The following is a 24,460-nucleotide window of genomic DNA, read 5'->3' as shown; positions in this document are numbered from 1 at the left end:
GAAATAAAAAAAGCCGCTGAATACAATGCCGCTGCTCATATCTTAAGCTCCCACCATATCGATCGCTGAATTAAAAAGTTTGCTTTCCGCTGGTCATTTGTTTTTCAAGGCTATCGCCAAGCCCCCTTTCCTACTATTTTATGAAACTCGGGAGGTTCGTAAATGTTTAAAAAACATACATAGTAAATATATTTATTTTAAAGTGAGGTTGTGTGGGTAAGTAATTATGTATTGATGAGCATAAGGAAATAAATGCAACATAAAAAATGTTTGATATTTATATGTAAAAAGCAAACGTTTGAAAAATGAACTTAGAATAAGCATAACGGTCAGATATGCAGGGTTAAAGGTCGAGGCAGTTTGATTTTTAAATCTCTGTTAAAAAATAGATAAACAATCATAAAAAATATCATAAAATTTGTTTTGTACATTTTAAATCACTTAACTTTATATTGTTTATGGCTGATTAGATTGTTCAATAAAAACAAATTTCTTATGATTAAATTTAACTATTACGCAGCTTTAATTCTGATTAGTTTTTACTTTGCTGGATGTTCAAATGAGGATGTCAATGAGCAAAAATTAAAATTGGAAGACCTTCATTTTATTAATGATGAGTTAGCTGAAAAAATAGCACTCAACTTAAATGTAGGTCAGTTAAAAGCTAAAAGTTCTTCCGACTTGTTAGCAAATGAAATATCTGACATAAGCCCTATTGAAGATGAAAATTGTGAATCATTATTTTATATCATCAATTACAAAGATGGAGGATTTGTTATAATTTCAGCTGACAATCGAACAACTCCCATCTTGGCGTTTTCAGATCACAATAAGTTTTCTTTAGATGGTGAAGATTACCCATCTGGTCTTGTTAATTGGCTTTCAAATACCAAAAACGGCATACAATCTATTAGAATTGATAGTATTGAACAAACTCCCGGTATAAAGCAGGAATGGGATAATCTTTTAAATCAAGTCTCAAACGAAACAGTAGCCCTCAAAAGTAGTAGGGATGTAGAATCAAGAATTGAACCATCTTCAGGCTGTGAAAATGAGTTAGAAATAATAGAGCCTTTAGTTTCAACAAAATGGAATCAAGACTCTCCTTTTAATACATTAATGCCAATTATAACTTGCAATGGACGACCATTTAAAGCTTTGGCAGGATGTGTACCAATTGCAGTAGCATAGCTTATGAAATATCATGAACACCCAAGCACATACAATTGGTCAAATATGCCTAACTATGGTGCTACAGCGGATACTTATAACCTAATAAAAGATATACATGACAATATCGGAATATGGTATTATGGGCAGTGGTTGTCAAAAGTTGATTACAATTGTGGTAGCACAAGTGTACCAACAAATTTCGCTACTCACAAGCTTTTTACCAGGGCATTTAACTACACATCTGCTAGATCTTCAAATTATAATACGGAGGTAATCAAAAATGAATTAAGGCAAGGTAAACCAATTATTTTAAGCGGTGGTAGAGAGTCAGGGTGGTGGATTTTTACATCATACAGTGGTCACATGTGGGTATGTGATGGTTTTAGAAGACAATTAATTTAATCAGAAGATTGTTCAATGGCTTGGGGATATCTATATTTAAGTATGAACTGGGGATGGGGAGGAGCCTATGATGGATTTTATAGTTTTAATAATTTTACTCCCGCTGATCGTACCTATAATGACAATGTTAAAATGATTCACAATATTCAACCATAAAAAGATGAAATATATACTTATAATCTCAATTGCAGTAATTTTAGTTTCTTGTTCATCTGGTGATGAGCCAAGTGCTTTTGTCGATGTCAGTATTGAATTAAGTGTTCTTGATATTGATGGAAATGATCTTTTAAACCCTAATAATGATGATTCATTTAAAGAATCGGATATAAAACTCTATTATGTAATAAATGAAGAGAAAAGGGAGGTATATGATCCTAACATGCAATATCCTCGAAATTTCTTTATTTTCAAAGAGGGAGCAATATATAGGATTCGATTACTTTTAAACAACGATAAAAGTGATGATAAACCAATTACTTATATTCAGTGGAATGATAAGGATTCTGACACAATAAGTGCAGAGTTTTATAGAACAAATAATCTAACAAGAAAAGAAAAGGTTTGGTTCAATGATAAATTGATCTATGAATTTGATGATAATACAAGTGAGTCATTTTACAAGCTTACTAAATGATATTAGACTTTTATTTCATTTCTATGGTTACATTGTAATAATTAAACAACCAATAAGCTCTGTAAGTGTAAAAAAAGCCGCTGAATACACAGCGGCTTTTTAAAATTTTATCATTGAATTGCCTTATTCAGCACACTCCTCAAGTAAAGCTTTCACAGCAGCTTCCAACTGCTCATCTTCACCTTTGGTAATGGTTTCAGGCATGTTTTTCACCATAATTTCAGGAACAGTCTGGTTGTTTTCTAACCATTCTCCAGCCTTGTTTTTCGCACTTACCGGAATCGATCCCCAAAGAACTCTATCGTTCTGAAGCATTTCCCATCCTGCAAAACTGCAAGTACCAGGAACAGGCATACCAATTAGTTTACCAATTCCAAGATCCTGGTAAGCACAAGAGAAACAGTGTCCATCACTATAGTTCGACTCGTTAATCATGGCAACAGAAGGCTTGGTCCAGCGGTAGCCGGGTTCATAACCTACGGTACGATCTTCAATGGCATATTCCATAAAGGTTTCGCCAGTCAGGAACATGGTAATATCGCCAACCAAATCGCCACCGCCATTAAAACGAGTATCGATAATGATACCATCTCTATCGTAGTACTTACCCATTACTTTTTCGTAAGTGTTACGGTAAGCACCATCGTTCATTCCAGGAATGTGCACGTAAGCCAATTTTCCGTTGCTCAAACGGTCAACTTCTTCTTCGTTTTTCTTTACCCAACGTTTGTAAATCAGGTCAGATTCTGTACCTAAAGAAACAGGTTTCACGGTAATATCCTGGTATTTTTTGCTTACAGGATCGAAAATATGAAGAGCGGTAAACTTACCTGCTTTACGATTCAGGAATTTGGTGTAATCTACATCCTTACCAATTTTAATTCCGTCGATTTGCTCGATAATCATTCCGGCTTTTACATTAAATTTCTTCTTGTCAAGTGGACCATCCTTAATGATTTCGCTAATCTTGATACCATCACCTTTGTGTTTGTAATCGATGAAAATACCCAAAGAAGCGGTTTTGTCGCCATTGCTGATACCACCATAGTAACGGGCACCAGAGTGCGATACATTAAGCTCACCAAGCATTTCTGAAAGCATTTCGGCAAACTCAAAATCGTTACTGATTGATTTTAGTTTTGGTTCGTAATTGTCTTTCAACTCATCCCATGGAGCTCCGTGGTAATCCGAAATGTAGAACATGCCTTTGTTTCTCGCATAAACATGATCGAACATTTGCTGACGTTCTGCCGCAACATCCAAAATCATTTCACTGTTTACAGAAATTGGCTTGGTTGATTTTCCGGCCAAATCAACTTTCGACATGCTACCACCCGATAATAGGAATAGTTTTTCCATTTTCTTATCCCAAAGCAGGCTACCACCTCGTGATCCGATTGGAATCAGTTTTTTGGTTTCTTTGGTGCGCAATTTTGTGCTCCAAATGCTGTATCCTTTATCGAATTTTGCAATGTAATAAAGTGTTTCACCGTCTTTAGAAAGAACAGCATCGCTTAGTTTCGAAGAGTGGATGGTTAATCTTTTCTTGCGATCTTTCATGCCATCCCAATCGAAAGTTAACAAGCTGTCTTTTTTGGCCTCTTCCTTTTTAGACTTGTCTTTTTTCGACTTCTTGTCTTTCTTTTTGTCTTTTTCAGCCTTTTCCTTCTTCTCTTTTTCCTTCTTCTCGATCTCTTTCAACAAAGCGTAATCGTCTTTGCTCATGTTGAAACGATCCCACGAGTCTTTGGTAAAGAACATGGTGTATACATCCATTTGGCGAGAACCACTGTTTGCATACGAGCGTAAACCATGACGATCGCTGAACCAAAGCATCTGCTTCCCTTTGTTCACCCATTTTGCATAGCTATCACCATAACCACTTTCGGTAAGATTAATCATCTTCTGTTTTCCATCGGCCGAAATAATTACCACTTCGCCATTGGCCAATACAGGAGAGTAATCTACCAACAACCATTTGCTGTCTGGGCTCCAAGCAAAATACTGGTCGCCTTCGCCCATATAGAACAGGTGATCGCCATTTAGGATGGTACGAATCTTTTTGCTTTTAATATTGTAAACCTTTAAAGAGCTTCTGTTCTCGATAAATGCAATTTCTTTTCCATCAGGCGAGTATTCAGGCTGATAGTTGTCGTTATCATTTACAATTACCGGCTCCTCTTTAATTAAAGTAGAAGCATAGAAATAGGGTTCGGTATCGCTTACTTTTTTACTTGCGTAGATTCCCCATTTTGCGTTTCGTTCGCTTGCATATAGAATGCTTTTTCCATCGGGCGAGAAGCTTACAAATCTTTCCTGAGCCGGAGTAGTCGTAATGCGTTTTGTCATTTTACCTTCAACCGACGAAACAAAAACTTCACCTCTTACGATATAGGCAACCTCTTTACCATCAGGTGAGATAGCCATCTCTTTTACATTGCCACGAACCGAAATAATCTGCTCGTTATTGGCTTTATCTTCGGTACGAATATTCACATTTACTTTCTCTTGTTTGCCATTACTCATGGTAAACAACTCACCATTGTGTGTGTAGCAAAGTGTTCCGTTATTGGCAATGCTCAGGTAACGAACAGGATGCATTTCGAAAGAAGTAATCTGCTCGTTTTTAGAAGGTGTAGCCAAATTCATTTTATGAACATTGAAACAACCGCTCTCTTCGCTTAGGTAGTAAATGCTTTTTTCATCAGCTGTGTAAACAGGATTTCTGTCTTCACCTTTAAATGAGCTGATCATTTGGTGTTTGTTGTTTTCAACATCGTAGGTCCAGATATCACGGGTAACCGATGATACATGGTGCTTACGGAATTTGTCTTCACCACCTTTTACATCATGATAAATGAATTGTTTTCCATTTTTGCTGATTTTAACATCTTCGGCCGGAATGGTAAAAACCTGGTCAACACGACTTCCATTGGCAGCAACCTGGTACAATTCGGTTTGCGAACGATGAGGGTATTGTCTGTGCATTGCATCATCCAAACGAATACCACCAAACAATACCTTTTTATTGTCGCGGGTAAATGTGTAAGGAACTTCGTTGTTCGAATGATAAGTCAGACGAGTTGCAGCACCTCCCTTGGCATCCATAATGTACACATCGAAATTGCCGAAGCGATTCGATGCAAATGCAATTTTACTGCCATCATGACTCCATACAGGCATGTAATCGTGAGCTTTGTGGAAGGTTAGAGGACGAGCCTCTCCACCTTTGGTCGATACCAAATACAGATCACCTCTGTTTGTAAATACAATCTGTTCACCATCTGGCGAAATTGCTGCATATCTAATCCATTCTGTATTGCCTTGAGCCAATACCACCAGATTACATAATACAGCAAATAAGAAAATAAACGATTTCTTCATTTTACTATAGTACTTGTTGTTTAAAAAAAGATGCCAATGCACCTGTGTTGTTAAATTTTACTAGGGGGTGGTAAAAATAGGTAAAAATTTATACCTGAGATTTGCTTTAACAGAAATAAACGCGGTTTTCTTTGTGGTGTAAAAAACGTGCTGGTGTATGCACCTCGCAAACATAAGTATTATTGTTGATATTAAGAATTAATGAGGGTGAGATTTAATGAAAGATCGGATTTTATTTTTAATTCTAAAAGCTTTGGAACGGCATTTCCTGATTATACGGGCTGACTAATAATACCTGTAATAGCTCCGAAAAATTATCTCATACTTATCGCAAAAAAAATGCATGCTGTTGCGGCTGAAAAAATATACTGATCGCAAAAAGTTTCGATGCTTACCGCAAAAAGTTGCGATAAGCATGAAATTGGAGTTTACATTTTTATGCTGATTTAGTTCAAAACCTTATCATACTTTGCCACAATCTCGTCCATTTTTTCTAACCTTGTTTGTATCCATGTTGCAGTGTAATAAGGTTTGCAAATGTCCTTAATTTCCTGGTTCAGTTTTTTCATGATTTGAATGTTTTCGGGCTTTGGCGATTGACTTTGTAACTTGTCGTAGCATTTTAAAATATCGCATTTGGCATAAAATACATCAGCAGGAGTGTTGTGAGCTTTAGCCAGCATATTTTGAAGACATTCAATGGCTTTATCGTATTCTTTAAAGCGCTTACAGATGGAAAATTTCCCGTAATAAGATGCACCAAATGTTGGCAATTCCGCGATGTAATTATTGGCATATTCGTAGGCCTTTTCCTTGTTTTCAAGATTTGTGTAGCTAAAGGCCAATTGGTTCGATCTGTAGGCTGGATGCAGGTTAAATCGATCAATCTGTTCAACAATTGTTTGGTACTCTTCCTTTTCCAGATTCTTTTTCTTCCCCAAAATAACTCTAAGCCATTTTCTGTAGGCAATCCTGCCATCCATATAGTCCTGATCGGGTACTTTTTGCTTTTCTTTAAATACCTCAACTTCCTGATTGTTCAAATCATAGGAAAGAAATTGATTGCAACCGGCAAGCATTTCACCATAAGCAAAATAGATCTTCTTTTCGGTATTATCCATAATGCACGATTTAACAGTAATGTCGTTGTTGATGCCGCAACCGTAATACAAATCGTTTGGTAATTCATAGTAAGCAGTTGATGAAACCATTTGGTAAGCCTTGTCAACCAGGTTTTTATTTGAAATATCCTGGAAAAGTTCTTTTAGTTTGTCTTCTCGGGTAATATTACTTTCACCATGCATGTTTATCGGGCTGTATTCGTACCGTCCTTTTTCCGATACCGATAGGTTGGTTACACCTACATAATTATTCTGCATTGTATTTTTAATACTCTGTCCGCGTGTTAGTTCATACATGGCACCCGAGCGATCTTTGTCGCTACCAACAGTAATAAACCAACCATGTGTGCTGTAATCCTCAAACATTTCATCCACTTCCGAAAGTTCATCCGCATTTTCCATTACATAGCGCAATTGGTAGGGCATAGGCATTCCGGTAACATAATCGCTCTCTTCCTTTCCTTCCGGGATTGGGGCACCATTCATATTAATCGACATACTCAGGCCATTGTGGTTCATTCCGGTATAAGCAGCCGGGTAGCAAACAAAACTCAATATGGTAGTTGGTATTTTATCCTTACGGTGATAGTTCACGATTAACGGAAACTTGGTGAATGTTTCGATACCCGGCCAGTCTAGATTCCGCCCATGAACAATTCCATCTTCATTTTTCATGACAAAGGAAGTGCAGCTAATTTTGAAGAAGATTTGCGGAAAGTAGGCAATGGTTTTGATCTCACGCACATTAAGGTCGCAGCCTTCGGCCATACCTTCAAGCTCCTCAATAAATGCTTGAGGCATTCTCTCCTCAATTTTCCTGATTTTTGATTTTAGAACCATATTGGCAATCCACTTTTTCAGGAAAAATTTACCTACATACGATTCCACGATGCTATCTACCTTTACCTGCATTTCCATAATTTGGTCGTTCATTAAAACGCCATATTGCAATCCCATTTCGTAGGAATCACCTTTTACAGTTAAAAATGGAACACCTTCCTTAACAAACATGCTTCCCTCCTGGAAAGTTCTAATGCCGTTTACTTCCTTGTATTTGTATCCTTTTGCAGATATCAGAAGCGATGAAAGCAGGAGTAGGGTCAGAAGACCTAATTGTTTACGATTCATGAGTTTTAATTTTAGTGGTATAAACAAAAATACCAATTCATTGTTTAATGGCCGATCATTTTCAATTCATATGCCAAAATATTTTTATGTTGATTTACTGGCTGTTCTGGAATTGCTGTCCAAATTCATGTCGGATTATCCAACACCCCTTGTTCACTTCTGAGCAGTATAACTGATCTCATGAACTTATTTAGAACTTTTTTGGATATCAATAAAATCGATTTTTTCTTCATTCCATTATGTGGTAAAGGTGTTTACAGGGTAAATCGAAAATATTGAAATAATCAAAATAAATTAGAATGAAGAACTTATTTAAAGGTACGCTGGCTTTTGTTATGGCTCTTGTGCTATTCTCATCTTGCGAAGAGAAAAAGGTGAATGAACTGGTCCTTGCAGGCGAGATTTCAAACTATCAAAATGGAATGATTGAGGTAAGCTTTGGGCATGATACCGAACATGTAAAAGTAGATGTGATAGATGGTAAGTTTAGCTACCAAAAGCAACTAAAAGAACCCATCGAAGTGGCATTGAATATCCCACAGGAAAACCCAGATATGATGAGGGGAAATCCACGTTACATCCGATTCTATGTTGACAATGGCAACGTGAATGTAAAGCTAAACGGAGATGATTTTGGTAAAAATCCTGTAATTGAAGGAAGCTCTGTTTACGACGATTCAAAAAAGTATGAGGATGAAATCAAGAGACGTTACCCGGAAGATCCTTATGCGATTTACAGAAAAATGAGTCCATTGTATGGCAAAACGGATCAAGAATCGATTGCCAAACTTAAGGCACTGCAAGAGGAAGCAGCAGAGGTAAGAGAAAAACACTGGACTGCAACATTGGAAACAGAAGAGTGGTTTATCGATAACTATCCAAACTCCTATTTTTCAGCCGTTTTGGTGAGCCAAAGAAATAGTGGAAAACGAGGCGGAAAAAAATTACATGAAGTGAAAGCCGAAGTGGCGCGTTTGTCTTCCGAAATACAGGCTACTCCAATTGTAAAACGCTTATTGGCTCGCAATGAGAGTGTGGCCAAAACCGATAAGAGTTTGAAAGAGATCATGAAAGATGCAAGTAATGTTTCCTACAAACGTGATGATAGTTTTAAGGGCAGCCAATTTAAAGGAATTAAATATTTGGCCTCATTCTCTAATGGCAATCTGTGTTCGATTGATAATAAGGGAATAGTAGGTATTATATCACCGGAAGGAAATTTGATTCGCAATATACAGGTAGCTGCCAAAGGACCAAAAAATGCTGTGGCTGTTGGACCAGATGATAAAATTTACATTCCTTCTGCTGTAATGGGAGTAGAGAAGGCAAAATTCCGTGGCCGTATGGTGGAAAGACAAGTGGTGAAAAAAGTGGAAGTTTACGTGTTTAACGAAGCAGGGAAGCAGCTGGAAAAATTTGAATTGAAAGGAATGACTAATCTCTTCGGCCTGAAGGTTGATGCTGGTTATATTGCTGCTTCGGATTACGATCAACGATTGATTCGATTGTATAATTTAGAAACAAAAGAGGAGGTGACTGCCATCGAAAATCTTCGTCCATGTTGTTTGATGCTCGATTTCGATATCAACAACAAGCAACAGGTTGTTGTGGCGAACCTGGCTTCCTTCAGAACGCACATTTATGACTTTAAGGGAAAGCTTCAGGCCACTTTTGGCCAGAGAGGAAAAACATTGGATGATTTCCACGGATGCTGTAACCCTGTAAATGTGGCATCTCTTTCAAATGGTGCAATTGTCACTGTCGAGAAAGACCCAACCAGAATTAAGATTTTCAGCAAAGAAGGTGCAAAACAAATTGAAGGCATAGAGGAGTTGGTGAAAGGTTGTGCCTACATTCCTATGACTGTAGACAAGAAAGAGAACATCTACCTGGCTTCGCCGGAAAAAGGTTTGGTGCGATGCGTTGCCATCTAATTTGTGTTTAGTGGTTATGTATTAAAGGTCTGCCCATTTCCAGGCAGACCTTTTCTATTTTTATTATTCACTGATTGCTGTTAATATTTCACTCCTGTCATCTCTTCCGATATATCCCATAACTGCTTGGCAATATCCCTATCATGCGAAAGCTGATTCGACTTGACAATAACGGGATGACCCTGCATTTCGAAATATTTTGCCGGACCGTAATAATCACCTGCTTTTGCTTCAGGATCAAAACCAGCTCGTAGCGAAGGTAAAATACCCATTTCAGGAGCTTGCGAGAAGAAATTATTCAGGAACCGAATTCCACTCTTGTGTCGTTGCAATTCGGTTCTCGTCCATCCAGGATGAGCAGCTGTTACCATTGGAGCATGCGGATCGCTCTTGAGCTTACGTACCAATTCATAGGCGAAATATAGGTTGGCAATTTTACTATCACCATAGGCATTGTTGGTATTGTATTTCCTTTTTTCCCAATTGATATCGTCGAGATTGATCTTGCCAAATTTATGGGCAACGCTTGAGGTAACTACAATTCTTGAGTTTTTCGTCTTTTTAAGCAGTGGCAGTAGGTATCCGGTAAGGGCAAAATGTCCCAGGTGATTGGTGCCCATTTGTATCTCAAAACCATCAGTGGTTTTGGCATGCGGACACATCATGATTCCGGCATTGTTAATCAGTACATCCAATCTGTCGAAATACTGGTTGAAGTTTGCAGCAAAATCTTTAATCGACTCCAAACTGCTTAGATCTAGTTGCATTACTTTGATTTTGGCTTCTGGATTTGCACTTTGAATTTCGGCGGCCACCAAATCTCCCTTTTGGGTATTTCGAACTGACATTACAAGTGTCGCTTGCTTATCTGTTAAAATTCGAACAGCTTCTTTGCCTATGCCACTTGTCGATCCGGTTACAATTACAAGCTTTCCTTTTTGATTTGGAATTTGAGATTCACCCCATTTTGCTTTTGCCATGCTATTTTTCTTTTAATTTATTTAAATTATTGATAGAGACAAAATTAGGGCAGTTCAGTTTTCAGTCATTATAATAATTACTGAAGCTTGTATCCTTTTTACAGATTCTTCAATTTTTGATTTCTAGAGAATTCAAATATCTTTGACCTGACCATTAACCCACAGAACCACTATGATTACTCCCAGGGATTTTGAATCTTTTAAGAAAGGAAATCGCGTAGTCTTCAAGCAAATCTTTGATACATTTTACAAAGGTTTATTGATTTTTGCCCGGAACTTTGTGCAGGAATCCGATGTGGCAGAAGACCTGGTTCAGGAAATTTTTGTAAAACTTTGGGAGAAAAGGGAAACCATCGAGAATCCTACCACAATAAAGGCCTTTTTGTATGTTAGTGTTCGCAATCGAGCTTTAAATCATATCCGACGGTCCAAAATTATTCAAGAGCATCAAAAAGAAGAAATTCAATTTAAATCTTCAGAGTCTTTCTTTAAAAATCAAATGATAGAGGAAGAAACCTACCGCATGTTACTGCAAGCCGTTGACGAATTGGAAGGTCAAACCAAAAAAGTTTGTGTGATGAGTATGAATGGTGTTCAAAATGCCCAGATTGCCGAAGAATTAAACTTGAGTACAAGCACCGTAAAATACCATAAAACCAAAGCCTTTGATATTCTACGTTCTCGCCTGAAAGATCATATTTTCCTGCTGCCGATTTTAGCGCAGTTGTTGGATTTGTAAATTCTAAAAGTCCAAAAGTCCAAAAGTCGAAAAGTCTGGAAGGGATAAAACAACTGCCAGGAATTAGCCCTGAAGGGGCGTGGTATTTATAGCCCGGGGCAAATGAGCGAAGCGAATGACACCCTGGGTTAAGGCGAACCCTGATAGTTGTCGCAACTGGAGGTCAATTTTGTTGTAATTCGATTCATGTGACGGAATAGACCAAAGTCGAAAGTTAGCTGATAGCGAACTGCCAATTACCATCTAAAGTTCCCCCTTTTTGCCTTTCCACATTAATCCCTTAAATTAAAGCCAAATAGGAGTGAGAAGAAAAAATGAAAAAAAATTCTTTTTCTCACTGTCCTCTCATCCTTCTCGAGTGTATTACTAATAGAAAACCAAAAAAGAAAATGAACAATCACACCAAAGAATATATAAAAATCTCCGAATTGTTGTATCGAAAACAGTCTGGCTTGCTATCTGAAAAAGAACAAGTTGAATTGGATGAGTGGGAGAAGAAATCCGAAGAAAATAAGAAGATTGTATCTCGACTTTCATCAGCAATAAAACTGGAAGAGAAGCAATTACAATACGACTCCATTGATCCCAAAAATGCCTGGCAAAATATTGAATCGCAAATTTCAGCTCAAAAACCAAAAGAGCGCAAACTACTCCTGAATTTCATGAAATATGCAGCTGCAATTGTGTTGCCTTTGGCCATTGGTGGCTTGCTGGTTTATCAAGCCATGAACACAGCAGATAACTATAGCGATGCGATTGTAGAGCAAATTGTACCTGGAACCAATAAAGCTACCCTGGTTTTGGCAGATGGATCTACCATTAACCTGGAAGAACAAAAGGACACTTTAATTGCTGGAAAAGCCCTGAATCAAAATAATAAATTGCGCTATGATGCAAGTGGTCAATTGGCCCAGGCAGAAGCTCGTTGGCACAAATTGGTTGTACCTGTTGGAGGAGAATACAAATTAGAATTGGCCGATGGAACCACGGTTTGGATAAATTCAGATTCTGAATTGAGATATACCGATCAATTTGTGGGTAAAGAAAGAATCGTTCATTTAAAGGGAAATGCCATTTTTAAAGTAGAGAAAGATAGCGAACATCCATTTATTGTAAAGACAGACGATATGGATGTGAGAGTTTATGGAACCGAATTTAGTGTAATGGCCTATCCTGATGAGGCAAAAGTGCAAACTACTTTATTGGAAGGAAGCGTTGGAGTTGCCCTGAAAAATAAAGCAGGTGTTGTTCAAACTTCAATGATAAAACCCAATATGCAGGTTCAGTATTACAAAGGAGATGTAAAAGGAGAAATTAGGGAGGTAGAGGCCTACAAGTACTTTGGATGGAGAGATGGAAAATTTCAATTCGACAACGAGGAGCTGGGCAGTATCATGAGAAAGTTGGAAAGATGGTATGGAGTGAAATTTTTTGCTTCGAATCAGGATGTTTTAAAAATAAGGTTTAGCGGTGAGATGAAACGATTCGATGATTTTTCAACCATTCTGAATTTGCTTGAGTATGGTACCGATATAGAATTTGATGTGCATGGAACAGTTGTGACGGCTCGAAGTGCTTATAAATAGAGAGAAGAAAGTAAAAGTTTAATTTTTAAATCAAACCCAAATCAATAAAAAACCCGAAAAATGCGCCAACATCTTTCGGGGAATTAAAGAATACTTGTGAGGTATTCAATGTTAAATCTAATTCATTTCAAATTTATGAAAAAAAAATGGAATTGCCTTTTCCCGGCTAACCAGGGGAAATGGCTAAAAAGGTATTGGATGATGAGGAATTTTATTATTCTGTTTTTTGTATGCAATCTAAGCGTTATGGCGAACGGATTTACCCAGGAAATATCTGTTGCCAAATACAATAATGCAACCCTTTTAGAAGTGTTTGATCACTTAAAAGAGGAGACAGGTTATGGGATTTTATACAAGGAATATGAAATTAACCCTGATGTGAGAGTGAATATGAATGTGGTTGATTCAAACGTTCAGGACATTCTGGATGAAGCTTTGAATGGAACTGGATTAACCTACATTGTACAAGATGAGGTAATTGTGGTGTATAAAGCAGAAATTTTACCTCAACCAATTATTGAAGAAGCCGAACAGGAACGAAAAATCCTAAGCGGACAGGTAAGCGATGAGAAAGGAGTACCTCTACCAGGTGTATCCATTGTAATTAAAGGTACAAATACTGGTGTTGCAACAGATATTGATGGCAATTACTCCATCGAACTGGAAGAAAGCAATGTAGTTTTGGTTTTTTCTTTCGTTGGAATGAATCCTGTAGAAATTGCCTACGAGGGTCAAACCATTCAGAATATAACGCTTACCGCTGATACTGAGCAAATGGCAGAAGTTGTGGTAACGGGTTATCAAACCATTTCGAAAGAAAGGGCTACAGGTTCGTTTTCGGTTTTGAGCAGCGAAAATGTAAGCAACAGTCCGAACGAAACCATTGGTGATAACCTGGAATCACTGGTTGCTGGTGTGCAAACTACTGTAGATGCAAATGGGACCACCCAATTTTCAATCCGTGGTTCTTCAACCTTAACCGGTGAAACTGCTCCTTTAATTGTTGTTGATGGATTTCCAATTAATGCGAATATGGATGCAGCTTCTGTTAACGATGGTGATATCAAGGCCATTGTGAATCCATTTGAATCTATCAACAGAAATGATATTGAAAAAGTTACGGTATTGAAAGATGCTGCTGCAGCTTCTATTTGGGGTGCTCGTGCTGCTAATGGTGTAATTGTAATTACAACCAAAAAAGGCAATAAAGACAAAGGCATTCAGGTAAATTTCGAAGCCTATACAAAAATTAGCGACGATGTTGATTTGGACTATGCCAATCCGATTGCCAACTCGGCTACTCAGTTGGAATATGAAATGTTAATGTGGCAGTTGGGTTATGGAACCCCTTCTTACGATATTTCAAGTATCAATAACAATATGACGAAAGGGAGCGAGTTGTTCCAGCAGCAATTGAGAGAACATGTTGCAAATGGAGGAGTAGGTTTACCAACTTTTACCATGACTCCCGAACTCCAAAAATTAGCAGGACAATCTTATAAGGGTCAGGTAGAAGACTTAATGCTTCGAAAGCCTGTTTCTCAAAACTACAACCTTACTTTGCGCGGACAAGGAGAGAGAAACAAATATTCTCTTTCGATCATGTACAACAACAACAAACAGGTATTCCAGGAAGACAGAGATGATAATCTTTTGGTAAATTTTCGCAATTCGATGAAGGTTGCCAAATGGTTGGATTTCGATTTTTCTGTGATGTCACAATTAAAAAACACGCATAGTGGTGGTGTTAACCTGGGTGATATTAAGAAAATGTCTCCATACGAATTATTGGTTGATGAGAATGGTAACTATAATCATATCAATCATGACAGAATTAAGAACAAGGAAATTATTGAGCAATTGCAAGGTATTAGCGATGGTTGGGCCTATGAGGATATGACTCATAATCCAATGCAAAACATGCGTTCCCAGGATTTTAGAACCAAGAGCTTTAATACCCGTTTAAATGCTGGCTTAAACTTCAAAATTGCCGATGGAATTAAGTACAGTGTAGGGATGCAATATGCACATGGTAGTGTAGATGTAAAGAAAAGATACAAAGAAGACTCTTACTATGTTCGTAATTTGGTGAACGAGTATAGCATTGCCGATTACGATGCCTTTGTAGCAGGTACGCCTCAAACCATTAGTGGATACCAGGTGCCTAAAGGCGAAATGGCCTACCTAAAGAACATTCAAACCAGGGCCTATCTAATTAGAAATCAATTTTCTTTGGTAAAGAATTATGGTGATCATGGATTTAACTTTATTGCAGGTACCGAGTTAAACTGGAACGAAGCAGAATCGAACGATAACTGGTTGTATGGCTACAATCACGAAAAGTATACAACAGACCTGCCTTCGGGATATACCGATTTGAACAGGATGTATTATGCAACAAATGCCAGTATTCCTAGAGGAGGAACGATAACTTTTACTACCAATAAATTTTTCTCCTTGTACTCGAATATGGCTTATACTTACAAAGATAAGTACACCATTAGTGGTAGTGTTCGTACCGATGCTTCTAACATTACGGTAAAAGAAGCCAAGTACCGTTATTCTCCTTTCTGGTCGATTGGAGGTAGCTGGCAGTTAGGCAAAGAAGAATTTGCCATGCAATACGATTGGTTAAACAGGGCAATTTTACGTGCTACCTACGGTGTTAATGGTAATATTCCGATGAATACCGCACAGGTTCCATTAATTACTTACGTTGATGGTGCTTATGGTTTTGGATCGTATGGAGCAGGAGTTGATCATGCTACACTTAACGATTTGGGTAATCCTACATTGGGATGGGAAAAAGTGAAGCAGTTGAATGTAGCTCTTGATTTTGCTGTATTGGGCAATAAACTGTTTGGTAGTATTGAGTATTACAACAAGAAAAGTGAAGATTTGGTTGCGCAAGTGTCTCTACCTTCTATTGCAGGTACAAGTTCTCAGGCATTTAATGTGGCCGAAATGACCAACAAAGGAATTGAATTAAATTTGAATGCCAATTTGAATATTAGCAAAGATTTAAGTTGGACACCAATCTTGAATTTTGCCTACAACAAGAGTATGGTAAGCAAGGTAAATGTTGCTGATATCCCATTATGGCAACTTAAGTATTCAGCTCCCTATGTGGAAGGTTATGCTTTGAGTCCGGTATGGTCTTACAAGCTTACAGGTGAAGTTAACGAGTTCGGTATCCCTCTGATTTTGGGTAAAAATGGAGTAGAATATCCAGCCAATGTGAACATTTCTTCAACTGGAGTAAATGGTCCTGATGTAGTATGGCACAGAGGTAGCACCATTGCTCCTTATGTAAGCTCTTTTACCAACGAATTTAAGTTTAAAGGATTTAGCTTGTTAGCAACAGTAACAGGTAAGTTTGGGCACTACATGTACAACGATAGCTTTAACTATAATACCAGGACCGATGCCATGAACTTCCACGAAGATCTGGAATACCTTATGGATGGTAGAGCCGATGAAATTGGAATGTATCCAGTACCAACTCAGCAAATTTCAGGTTTAACCACTTATGGTGCAACCTCAACCTTACTTGAGTCGAGAGTTGAGAAGGCTGATTATATCCGTTTAAAGGAAATAATGCTTTCGTATACCTTACCAAAATCGTTAGTGGCAAAAATTGGAGTGAACAACATCAAATTCTACACTCATATTAGCAATGTAGGTTTATTATGGACTGCTAACGATAAGGATATCGATCCGGAATATCGCAAAGGCATGAACTTCTTTAAGCCTGAAAGAACATATACTTTGGGTGTAAATGTTAACTTTTAAAAGAAACTGAAATGAAAAATATATTTGCAATATTATTAATGTTTGTGGTTTTGTTCAGTGCCTGCGATGATTACCTGGAAGAGAAACCAAGCAAAACCAATCAGCAGGAAATTGAATCAACCAATGATATCAACCTGTTGTTGGATAATACAAAAGATCTTTTTAATTCGGGACATGTTATTTCTGATGTTAGCTTTACAACCATTTCTGATGACATTCAGTTTCATGATAATGTTTATGCAGCTTTTTCTACCTGGATTCCATATGAACAAGTACAATCGTATGCCTGGCAAGATGAAATTATGGCGGTGAGCGATGAATCATGGACAAAATCATATAAGCACATTTGGTTGGCCAACTACATTATCAACAATGTTGATGGTTTAGAGGGAAGTGATGAAGAAAAAGCCAACTTAAAAGCAGAAGCTCATCTAATAAAAGCCTATAAGTTACTGGCACTAGCCATGAAACATTGTTTGTACCCATCATCGGCAAATGCAAGTGAATTAGGTTTACCATTAAAAGCAACTACAGAATTCGAAGAGCTGCCAGCCCGTTCAAATCTTGATGACACCTTCTTAGAAATTGAGGCTAATATTATTGAAGGTTTAAAGATTAATAAAGAGAGAACCGACAGCTGGAGAGAGAGTAAATCATCAGCTGCAGCATTAGCAGCAAGATTTTACATGTATGTTCATGATTTTGTAAATGCTAAGAAATATGCGCAGCAAGCACTTTCGCTTTGGGATCGAATGGTGAATATGGAAACAGAAATTACCATCAATAAAAAGTTTGGCTTGTACGATGTACCTTCAACAGGTGATATTTCAACCTTTTCGAATGCGTTTTATTCTGCCTGGGAAAGCCAGTATAAACTATATGTTGTCGAAGATTATAATCTATATCCAAGTAGCGATCTGATTGCTTCGTACGAAGCAACTGATATACGTTCTAAATTTTATACGCAATGGTATCTAAATTTGTACTTTGGTTTAACCGAAAACAATTACATCTACAATAAATTCAATGGAGCTGTAAGCACTGGTCCCGATGTGGCTGAGATGTATTATATTCTGGCAGAATGTGCTGGTCGAGAAGGAGATTACGCAACTTGTATGCAAAATGTTGAAGCTGTGCGTGTGAACCGTTACGCTGCTGCCGATTATATGGCTATGCCATTGCCTGCTTCAGTAAAAGAAGCTGTGCAGTTGGTAGTTGATGAAAGAAGGAGAGAATTCCCATTTACATCATCTCGTTGGTCGGATATCAAGCGCCTAAATGCTGAAGGCTTGCTTGACCCAATTACTTTGTCGAGAGATTTTTATGCGCTTCAGGATGGAAATGTGAACTTTGCTGCTCCTCAAACTTATACGCTTGAGCCAAATAGCAGAAAGTATGCCAGACCATTGCCAAACGAAGTTATTAACCTAACCGATGGTAAGGTTGAGCAAAATACATACTAATCATGGGTTTTTTGAACTGGCCCATTTTTTTAACAGACCTATCAATTCGCAAAATGATATAAATTAGATCTTAACGGCCTGTGTTTGCACAGGCCGTTATTTTACCCCTACATTTTCATAAAAAATCCTGAATGTATGGATATAAGTGCTGTGCAAATTGGAGGTCTTAACAGATTATAAGAGATGAAAAAAATAAGTATTTTATTATTGGCAATTGCCACAATACTGGCAAGTTGCTCCATAGTTCCTGACGACTCATATCAAATAACTGGTAGTGGTTGGGAACAATATAATGGTAAAGAGTTTCAGATATTGGTTCGTGACACTTCCGAAACCGGAATAAAAACCATTGCCTCAAGTATTATCGAGAATGGAAAAATATCTCTTCAGGGAAATATTGATCATCCGCAAACAGCATTTTTAGGCATCTATACCAAAGACAATGAATTTTGTGGCTGGAAACAGGATTTTATTGCTGAGCCTGGTACGTTCACATTTGTATTGAAAGAAGGGGAAAAGAAGGCAAGCATTGAGGGAGGGAAATACAATGACATTTTATTGAAAGACATTCCTGCAAAAAAGGATATTGCAAATGCCAACAAGAACTTAACCGAATTTGCTGAGAAATATTCAAGTCTGAAAAAGGAAGAACAGGATGAAAAAGCTCAACGAAAATATCAAGAACTCTATTCAGTTTACTCCAAAGCTCTACAAAATGGGTACGTGGATTTATTTAAAAGTCATAATGATCCATATGTAAGGCTTCTTTGTATTTCACACTTGCGTGGATTAAAAAATGTGAAAGAGGAGCTTGCAAATCTTGAAAAAGAGATAGGATTGGTGCCTGAAATTGCAAACTACTATTACAGTATGAAAAAAGCCGAAGAAATGGCTAAGAACAGAAAAACAGTTGGTGTAGGTAGCGTAGTAAAAGATTTTACGGCAAAGAACCTGGAAGGAGAATCGTTTAATCTGGCTAAGGTATTAAAACAAAATAAGTATGTGCTTGTAGAGTTTTGGGCATCGTGGTGTGGACCATGTCGTGCCGAAATTCCTCATATGAAAGATGCTTATGAGAATTTTAAAGACAAGGATTTTGAAATTGTTTCTTTCACTTTGGACCATGTTCAGAAATCATGGAAAAAAGCTTCCGATAAGGAGCAAATTCCCTGGATTAATGTAGGTGATTTGAAAGCCCATAGCAGTCCCGTGGTTCAAATGTATGGTGTACAAGGCATTCCTGCGAACTTTTTGGTGAACCAGGAAGGTGAAATTGTAGCTGTGAATTTGAGAGGTACACAATTGGATGAAAAGTTAGAAGAACTTTTGAGATAATCGTTTTATAAAGTGTGGTTTTATCTGCTAAAAGCTGATAAAACGGTTTTTGTGAAAGCAGTTTCCATGTAGGGAGCTGCTTTTTTATTTAACAGTGAAAAAAGAGTCTATATTGCTAATGGATGAGAGCTATATAAAGAAAGATTTAAACTTTAATTCATCATAAGCACTTTAACCTTAATTAACCTACAAATATCATTTCTCCACTGACCTTCCGGCAATCTGATGTGTCTTAAAAATAGATAAACACAAAGGGGTAACCTGTAAAAACAAAAAACAGATGAAAAAAACAATTGGAATGTTAGTGGCATTGCTGGTTTGTAGCAATGTGTTTTCGCAAGGAATCGAATTTGAACACCTAAGTTTTAATGAGGCATTGGCAAAAGCAAAAGCAGAAAATAAAATGCTGTTTATGGACTGTTATACCGTTTGGTGTGGTCCATGTAAAGCCTTGTCCAAGAATGTTTTTCCTCAAAAAGAAGTTGGGGAATATTACAATGCCAATTTCGTGAACCTAAAAATGGATATGGAAAAAGGGGAAGGACCTGAACTCTTGAAAAAATATGATGTTAAAGGTTTTCCCACTTTGCTTTTTCTTGATGCTGAAGGAAATGTATTGTACAAAAGAGTAGGAGGAACAGATCCTGCGGGACTAATTGCCGATGCAAAATTGGCTGCTGACCCTACAGAGCGTTTGGATTATGTGCGAGAAAAATATGAGAATGGAGATAGAAGCAAGGCTGTTGTTTCTAAGTATATCAGTTTGTTAAGAAAAAATTACCTGGAAGATGAATTGAAAAAAGTAGGGGCGGAATTCTTAAGTACCCTTGCAAATGAGGATCTTTTTAAGGACGATAATTTTAAGACCTATTTGAGTATTGGGGGAGATTACAAGAGTGAAAAGTTTGCTTATGTACTTGAAAATAAGGAGAAGTTTGTAGCACTTTCTGATGAGCAGTCTGTTTCAGGATTTATCATGATGACTTACTTTGGAAGTTTGAGAAAAGCTTCAGTCGGAAATGACCTGAAAGAACTGGACGAATTGGCAGCAGCATATCAAAAAGCCATACCTGGAGCACAATTGAAGATGATGCTTAATAATGTATATGGAACCTTTTATATGACCAATGGAATGTTCGAGAAATTAATCGATTTAAAAGAAAAGGACTTTGAGCTTGCTAAAGATTATGGTAATGAGATGTACTTTAATATGTTGACAAGTACAAGTATGCAATTAGCTATGAATCCTAAAGCTGCAAACTTAAAGATGGTTCAGCAGAAAATTGAAGAGTGGACAAAAAAAGCAATGGAATTGCAGCCAGAATCACCAAAGGCTTATGAGTGTTGTGCACATATATATAAAGTGCAAGGAAAAAAAGACCTTGCATTGAAAAATATCAATACTGCTATCGATAAAGTGAAGGCTTCCGGCAAAGAGGTTGATCAGCGTATACTAGATCTTAAAAACTCCATTGAGACACTGTAATTGCCTCTATTTAAAAAAACAAAATGAATCCTATTTAAATAATAAACAATGAATTATAGAACAGTCTTGTTATTGATATTCGTAATATCAATGGCAGTTTCATGTAAGAATACGAAAAAAGATAAAGCACCTAAAGGGGAATTTGTTTTAACTGGTACAATTGAAGGGCTGCCATCTGGTAAAGTGTACCTTCTGAATAAGGCAACACAGTGGAAAGACTCAGTACTAGTTACAAATGGATCATTTACTTATAAAGGATCTTTTGTGGAACCCACTATGCTGGCTTTAATGGGCGAACAAGGGTATATGACCCAGTTTTTTGCTGAAAATGCGAAGATTACTGTAACAGGAAAATTTGGAGATATGACCTCTTTTAAAGCAGTAGGCGGTAAAGCCAATACCGATAAAGCCATATGCGATGAAGCCATTCAACAAATGCAAAAAGAGCAGAACTTTAGTCGTAATGTTATGATGGAGTTGTACAATCCTGCTACAACGGATGCTCGTCGAAAAGAAGTTGAAGCCATTATGGCAAAAATTGAAGATGAAAGAAACAAGATCGAAATGGATTTTATTAAGAATCATCCTGCTTCATACTATTCTTTATACTTGGTATGGGTTAAATCTCATGGCTCATCTACATCGGAAATGAAGGAGTGGTTAGCTCTGCTTGATGCCTCATTAAAAAATAGTACAACCTACAATGAGATGATTGCTCAGCTCAAAAAAATGGAAAAAACAGAGGTTAGTTTGGAAGATTTTGTAAAAGAAGCCAGCAATGTAAGTTATAAAGTGGATGATCAATACAAGGGAACTACACTAAAGAATGTAGTGTACCTGGGCATGTTTAGCAATAATAATCTTTGTGCATTACAATCAGATGGAACCATTCTTAGTGTGAATCCGAAAGGTGAAAAAGTAAGCGAATTTAAAGCTGGAATAAAAGGTCAGGCAGCTTCAATTGCGATTGATAAAAATGACAATATCTATGTGATGGATGTTCAACAGGAAATGGTAAAAAAGAAGGTGAGAGGCCGAGTTCATTCTTACCCAAATCCAATTGGTGTTGAGTGTACTGTGTACAATAGTAAAGGTGAAAAACAGCGTGCATTTAAATGTGAGGAGAATATTACAGCCTCGGGAGCAAGAGTGTTAGAGGGTAAATTATTAGTGTCTGATAATAGAGGTGGAATGATAGGAATTTACGATGCGCAAACTGGAAAAATAATTTCTAAAATTCCAGAAATGCGTCCTTGTTGCGGCATTCTCGATTTCTCAGTCAATAAGAAAAACCAATTGGTAGTTGCAAACCTGGGCGCTTTTAGAATTCAAAGCTTCGATTTATCTGGAAAAAGTCTGATGGAATTTGGCAAGCGAGGCAAAAGCCTTGAAGATTTCCATGGTTGCTGCAACCCTGTTAGTGTAGCTTCATTAAATAATGGAGCATTGGTTACTGTTGAGAAAGATCCAACACGGGTTAAAGTATTTAGCAAAGAAGGTGCAAAACAAATCGAAGGCATTCAGGAGTTGGTGAAAGGTTGTTCCTACATTCCTATGATTGTTGATGGCAACGACAACCTTTACCTGGCATCGGGCGAAAAAGGATTGGTAAAGTGTGTGGTGAAAAGTTAAATTTTAAAAAGCTGAACCAATTATTCACCCATTTTCATTTTTTATTGTTCTACTAGCAACATTTCAAATATCTAAAGACAATTGTTTGTAGAATACAAATCAGGCTTAGCCTAAAAAATATAAAGCAATGAGAAAATTACTATTCATATTAAGTGTGTGTTTGGCATTCGTATCCTGTCAAGACAAACCAAAAACGGTTCATATTTCTGGTGAGTTGAAAAATTTTGCCAACGAATTTATGATGAACAAGTATTCGCCAACAGGTCTTTTACTAAAAGAAGGTGAAAAAATTAAATTAGATGGACAAAATCGCATTGATATCACATTCGAATTAGATGAACCAACTTATTACCGTTTGGGTAGAAACTTGCTTTATCTGTCGCCAGGTGATCGGGTTGAACTGTTCTGCGATATGAACAAACCAGAAGCTGCAAGTTTTAGTGGCGATGCTTTTGAAGAATGTGAATACCTGAAATCAAAACCATTCCCTAAAGGAGGTTCATACCTTACACAAGGGGGCAACATGCTGAAAGACAATCCTACGAAAAAAGCTATTCGCGAAAGGGTTGCCGAAAAAGTGAAAATCAGGCAAAAAGAACTGGCAGCCTTAGAAAATGTGAGCAAGAAGTTCAGAAAAATGGAAGAGGGCAGAATCTTGTTCGATGCAGCAAATTCTTTAATGTCTTATGGCTTTTATGCAGCTTATATGGCAAGAATTCCACAGGAAGAAATGAAGAAGTTTGCCGATGAGGCGACTGCTTTTTTCAAAGAGGATATTGACATGTACTGTGCCAATGGCGGCGATGCAGATTACCTAAATGTAGATACTTATCTATCTGTTGCTGAAAGATGTATCGAAATATTGGGTGAAGAGAATGTAGACCAGGAAGTCTTGGATTTTGGAAAGGCATATTCGCTTAGCATGCAACTTGGTTTTAACGGACCTGTAGCATCTGTCTTACAAGAAAAGAACAATTGTCTTGAGCAAATCAAAACACAAGCCTATTTGGATGCCATAAAGAAAGCATTTGCGAAGTATGACTTGATTATGCCAGGCCAAATGGCAGATGATATAAATATGAAAAATCGGGCAGGAGAAGTAGTGAACTTATCGGATTACAAAGGGAAAATAGTTGTGATTGATGTTTGGGCAACCTGGTGTGGACCCTGCAAGGCTGAATCGCCATATTTCGAAAAATTGGCAGAAAAATACAAAGATGATTCAAGCCTGAAATTTGTTTCGATCAGTATCGATTCCAATGTAAAAGTCTGGGAAAAGTACCTGGCAAAACATGAAAAGGTATCGGAACAATTGATCTGTAACAGAACCGAATTTGAAAAGTATTTGTTGCAAGGCGTTCCTCGTTTCATGATTATCGGCAAAAAAGGAGAAATAATCGATGTATTTGCACCTGCACCATCAAAACCAGAATTGGAAGAAATAATAGTTCAACAGCTAGGCTAAGAAATATTATAATTGTTGAATTTGAGAGCAATCATTTTTATGGTTGCTCTTTTCTCTGTTCTGTATAACGTCAAAGCTAATTGGACAAATCGATACCTAAAATTAAGAGATACTTTTTTATCTAACAATAGGTGCATGATACTTAGCTAAAATGCCATGCATAACTATTGATTATAGAGAATTAGCCACGGTCATGGCTTCAGTTC

15 protein-coding genes are annotated in these 24,460 nt (G+C 37.4%); 12 read left to right on the top strand and 3 right to left on the bottom strand.

All coding sequences use genetic code 11. The features are described from left to right. Nucleotides 1–495: 495 nt before the first annotated feature. The 3 genes from ELS83_RS20110 (at nucleotide 496) to ELS83_RS20100 (ending at nucleotide 2,209) form a co-directional block, all read left to right on the top strand. A complete protein-coding gene (locus ELS83_RS20110; protein ID WP_171597346.1) occupies nucleotides 496–1,191 on the top strand; it encodes a Spi family protease inhibitor in 696 nt (231 codons plus the stop codon). Nucleotides 1,192–1,194: 3 nt separating this feature from the next. After that, nucleotides 1,195–1,575 (top strand): C10 family peptidase, encoded by a 381-nt coding sequence (locus tag ELS83_RS20105; protein ID WP_171597345.1) that lies wholly within the window; start codon nucleotides 1,195–1,197, stop codon nucleotides 1,573–1,575. 160 nt (nucleotides 1,576–1,735) lie between these two features. Then, nucleotides 1,736–2,209: a hypothetical protein gene (locus tag ELS83_RS20100; protein ID WP_171597344.1), complete on the top strand. Its 474-nt coding sequence runs from the start codon at nucleotides 1,736–1,738 to the stop codon at nucleotides 2,207–2,209. 123 nt (nucleotides 2,210–2,332) lie between these two features. Here ELS83_RS20100 and ELS83_RS20095 read toward each other — a convergent pair whose 3' ends face one another. Both ELS83_RS20095 and ELS83_RS20090 read right to left on the bottom strand, forming a co-directional pair. After that, nucleotides 2,333–5,593 carry a S41 family peptidase gene (locus ELS83_RS20095; RefSeq protein ID WP_171597343.1) on the bottom strand — a complete coding sequence of 1,087 codons (3,261 nt, stop codon included), beginning with the start codon at nucleotides 5,591–5,593 and terminating at the stop codon, nucleotides 2,333–2,335. Between the two features lie 446 nt (nucleotides 5,594–6,039). Next, the gene (locus ELS83_RS20090) at nucleotides 6,040–7,842 is read right to left on the bottom strand and encodes a C45 family autoproteolytic acyltransferase/hydrolase (RefSeq protein WP_171597342.1); all 1,803 of its coding nucleotides are present in this window, start codon (nucleotides 7,840–7,842) and stop codon (nucleotides 6,040–6,042) included. 299 nt (nucleotides 7,843–8,141) lie between these two features. On the opposite strand from ELS83_RS20090, the gene ELS83_RS20085 reads away from it, so the two are divergent. Beyond that, nucleotides 8,142–9,776 (top strand): DUF4369 domain-containing protein, encoded by a 1,635-nt coding sequence (locus ELS83_RS20085; RefSeq protein WP_171597341.1) that lies wholly within the window; start codon nucleotides 8,142–8,144, stop codon nucleotides 9,774–9,776. Between the two features lie 80 nt (nucleotides 9,777–9,856). On the opposite strand, the gene ELS83_RS20080 is transcribed toward ELS83_RS20085, so the two are convergent. Next, nucleotides 9,857–10,756, bottom strand: a complete 900-nt coding sequence (locus tag ELS83_RS20080; RefSeq protein WP_171597340.1) for an oxidoreductase — start codon at nucleotides 10,754–10,756, stop codon at nucleotides 9,857–9,859. 172 nt (nucleotides 10,757–10,928) lie between these two features. Between ELS83_RS20080 and ELS83_RS20075 the strand changes: the two genes are divergently transcribed. From ELS83_RS20075 to ELS83_RS20040, 8 genes are all read left to right on the top strand, one after another. After that, nucleotides 10,929–11,495: an RNA polymerase sigma-70 factor gene (locus ELS83_RS20075; RefSeq protein ID WP_171597339.1), complete on the top strand. Its 567-nt coding sequence runs from the start codon at nucleotides 10,929–10,931 to the stop codon at nucleotides 11,493–11,495. 389 nt (nucleotides 11,496–11,884) lie between these two features. Then, nucleotides 11,885–13,081 (top strand): FecR family protein, encoded by a 1,197-nt coding sequence (locus ELS83_RS20070; protein WP_171597338.1) that lies wholly within the window; start codon nucleotides 11,885–11,887, stop codon nucleotides 13,079–13,081. A gap of 135 nt (nucleotides 13,082–13,216) precedes the next feature. After that, nucleotides 13,217–16,873 (top strand): SusC/RagA family TonB-linked outer membrane protein, encoded by a 3,657-nt coding sequence (locus ELS83_RS20065; protein ID WP_171597337.1) that lies wholly within the window; start codon nucleotides 13,217–13,219, stop codon nucleotides 16,871–16,873. 11 nt (nucleotides 16,874–16,884) lie between these two features. After that, nucleotides 16,885–18,336, top strand: coding sequence for a RagB/SusD family nutrient uptake outer membrane protein (locus ELS83_RS20060; RefSeq protein WP_171597336.1), 1,452 nt, complete (start codon nucleotides 16,885–16,887; stop codon nucleotides 18,334–18,336). A gap of 183 nt (nucleotides 18,337–18,519) precedes the next feature. Further along, a complete protein-coding gene (locus ELS83_RS20055; protein ID WP_171597335.1) occupies nucleotides 18,520–19,671 on the top strand; it encodes a TlpA disulfide reductase family protein in 1,152 nt (383 codons plus the stop codon). Nucleotides 19,672–19,951: 280 nt separating this feature from the next. Continuing rightward, nucleotides 19,952–21,157 (top strand): thioredoxin fold domain-containing protein, encoded by a 1,206-nt coding sequence (locus ELS83_RS20050; protein ID WP_171597334.1) that lies wholly within the window; start codon nucleotides 19,952–19,954, stop codon nucleotides 21,155–21,157. Nucleotides 21,158–21,205: 48 nt separating this feature from the next. Then, nucleotides 21,206–22,789 (top strand): DUF4369 domain-containing protein, encoded by a 1,584-nt coding sequence (locus ELS83_RS20045; protein WP_171597333.1) that lies wholly within the window; start codon nucleotides 21,206–21,208, stop codon nucleotides 22,787–22,789. A gap of 127 nt (nucleotides 22,790–22,916) precedes the next feature. Further along, nucleotides 22,917–24,254, top strand: a complete 1,338-nt coding sequence (locus ELS83_RS20040; RefSeq protein WP_171597332.1) for a TlpA family protein disulfide reductase — start codon at nucleotides 22,917–22,919, stop codon at nucleotides 24,252–24,254. Nucleotides 24,255–24,460 lie beyond the last annotated feature (206 nt).

This window comes from Marinifilum caeruleilacunae, assembly GCF_013141825.1.
Lineage (GTDB): Bacteria > Bacteroidota > Bacteroidia > Bacteroidales > Marinifilaceae > Marinifilum > Marinifilum caeruleilacunae.
The sequence above is the reverse complement of the archived record's forward strand: the minus strand, read 5'-3'. Positions and strand labels throughout refer to the sequence as shown.

Excerpts from the sequence above, each read along its gene's own strand:
- ELS83_RS20110 (WP_171597346.1), top strand. The coding sequence starts at position 496 with ATGATTAAATTTAACTATTACGCAGCTTTAATTCTGATTAGTTTTTAC.
- ELS83_RS20105 (WP_171597345.1), top strand. The coding sequence starts at position 1,195 with ATGAAATATCATGAACACCCAAGCACATACAATTGGTCAAATATGCCT.
- ELS83_RS20100 (WP_171597344.1), top strand. The coding sequence starts at position 1,736 with ATGAAATATATACTTATAATCTCAATTGCAGTAATTTTAGTTTCTTGT.
- ELS83_RS20095 (WP_171597343.1), bottom strand. The coding sequence starts at position 5,593 with ATGAAGAAATCGTTTATTTTCTTATTTGCTGTATTATGTAATCTGGTG.
- ELS83_RS20090 (WP_171597342.1), bottom strand. The coding sequence starts at position 7,842 with ATGAATCGTAAACAATTAGGTCTTCTGACCCTACTCCTGCTTTCATCG.
- ELS83_RS20085 (WP_171597341.1), top strand. The coding sequence starts at position 8,142 with ATGAAGAACTTATTTAAAGGTACGCTGGCTTTTGTTATGGCTCTTGTG.
- ELS83_RS20080 (WP_171597340.1), bottom strand. The coding sequence starts at position 10,756 with ATGGCAAAAGCAAAATGGGGTGAATCTCAAATTCCAAATCAAAAAGGA.
- ELS83_RS20075 (WP_171597339.1), top strand. The coding sequence starts at position 10,929 with ATGATTACTCCCAGGGATTTTGAATCTTTTAAGAAAGGAAATCGCGTA.
- ELS83_RS20070 (WP_171597338.1), top strand. The coding sequence starts at position 11,885 with ATGAACAATCACACCAAAGAATATATAAAAATCTCCGAATTGTTGTAT.
- ELS83_RS20065 (WP_171597337.1), top strand. The coding sequence starts at position 13,217 with ATGAAAAAAAAATGGAATTGCCTTTTCCCGGCTAACCAGGGGAAATGG.
- ELS83_RS20060 (WP_171597336.1), top strand. The coding sequence starts at position 16,885 with ATGAAAAATATATTTGCAATATTATTAATGTTTGTGGTTTTGTTCAGT.
- ELS83_RS20055 (WP_171597335.1), top strand. The coding sequence starts at position 18,520 with ATGAAAAAAATAAGTATTTTATTATTGGCAATTGCCACAATACTGGCA.
- ELS83_RS20050 (WP_171597334.1), top strand. The coding sequence starts at position 19,952 with ATGAAAAAAACAATTGGAATGTTAGTGGCATTGCTGGTTTGTAGCAAT.
- ELS83_RS20045 (WP_171597333.1), top strand. The coding sequence starts at position 21,206 with ATGAATTATAGAACAGTCTTGTTATTGATATTCGTAATATCAATGGCA.
- ELS83_RS20040 (WP_171597332.1), top strand. The coding sequence starts at position 22,917 with ATGAGAAAATTACTATTCATATTAAGTGTGTGTTTGGCATTCGTATCC.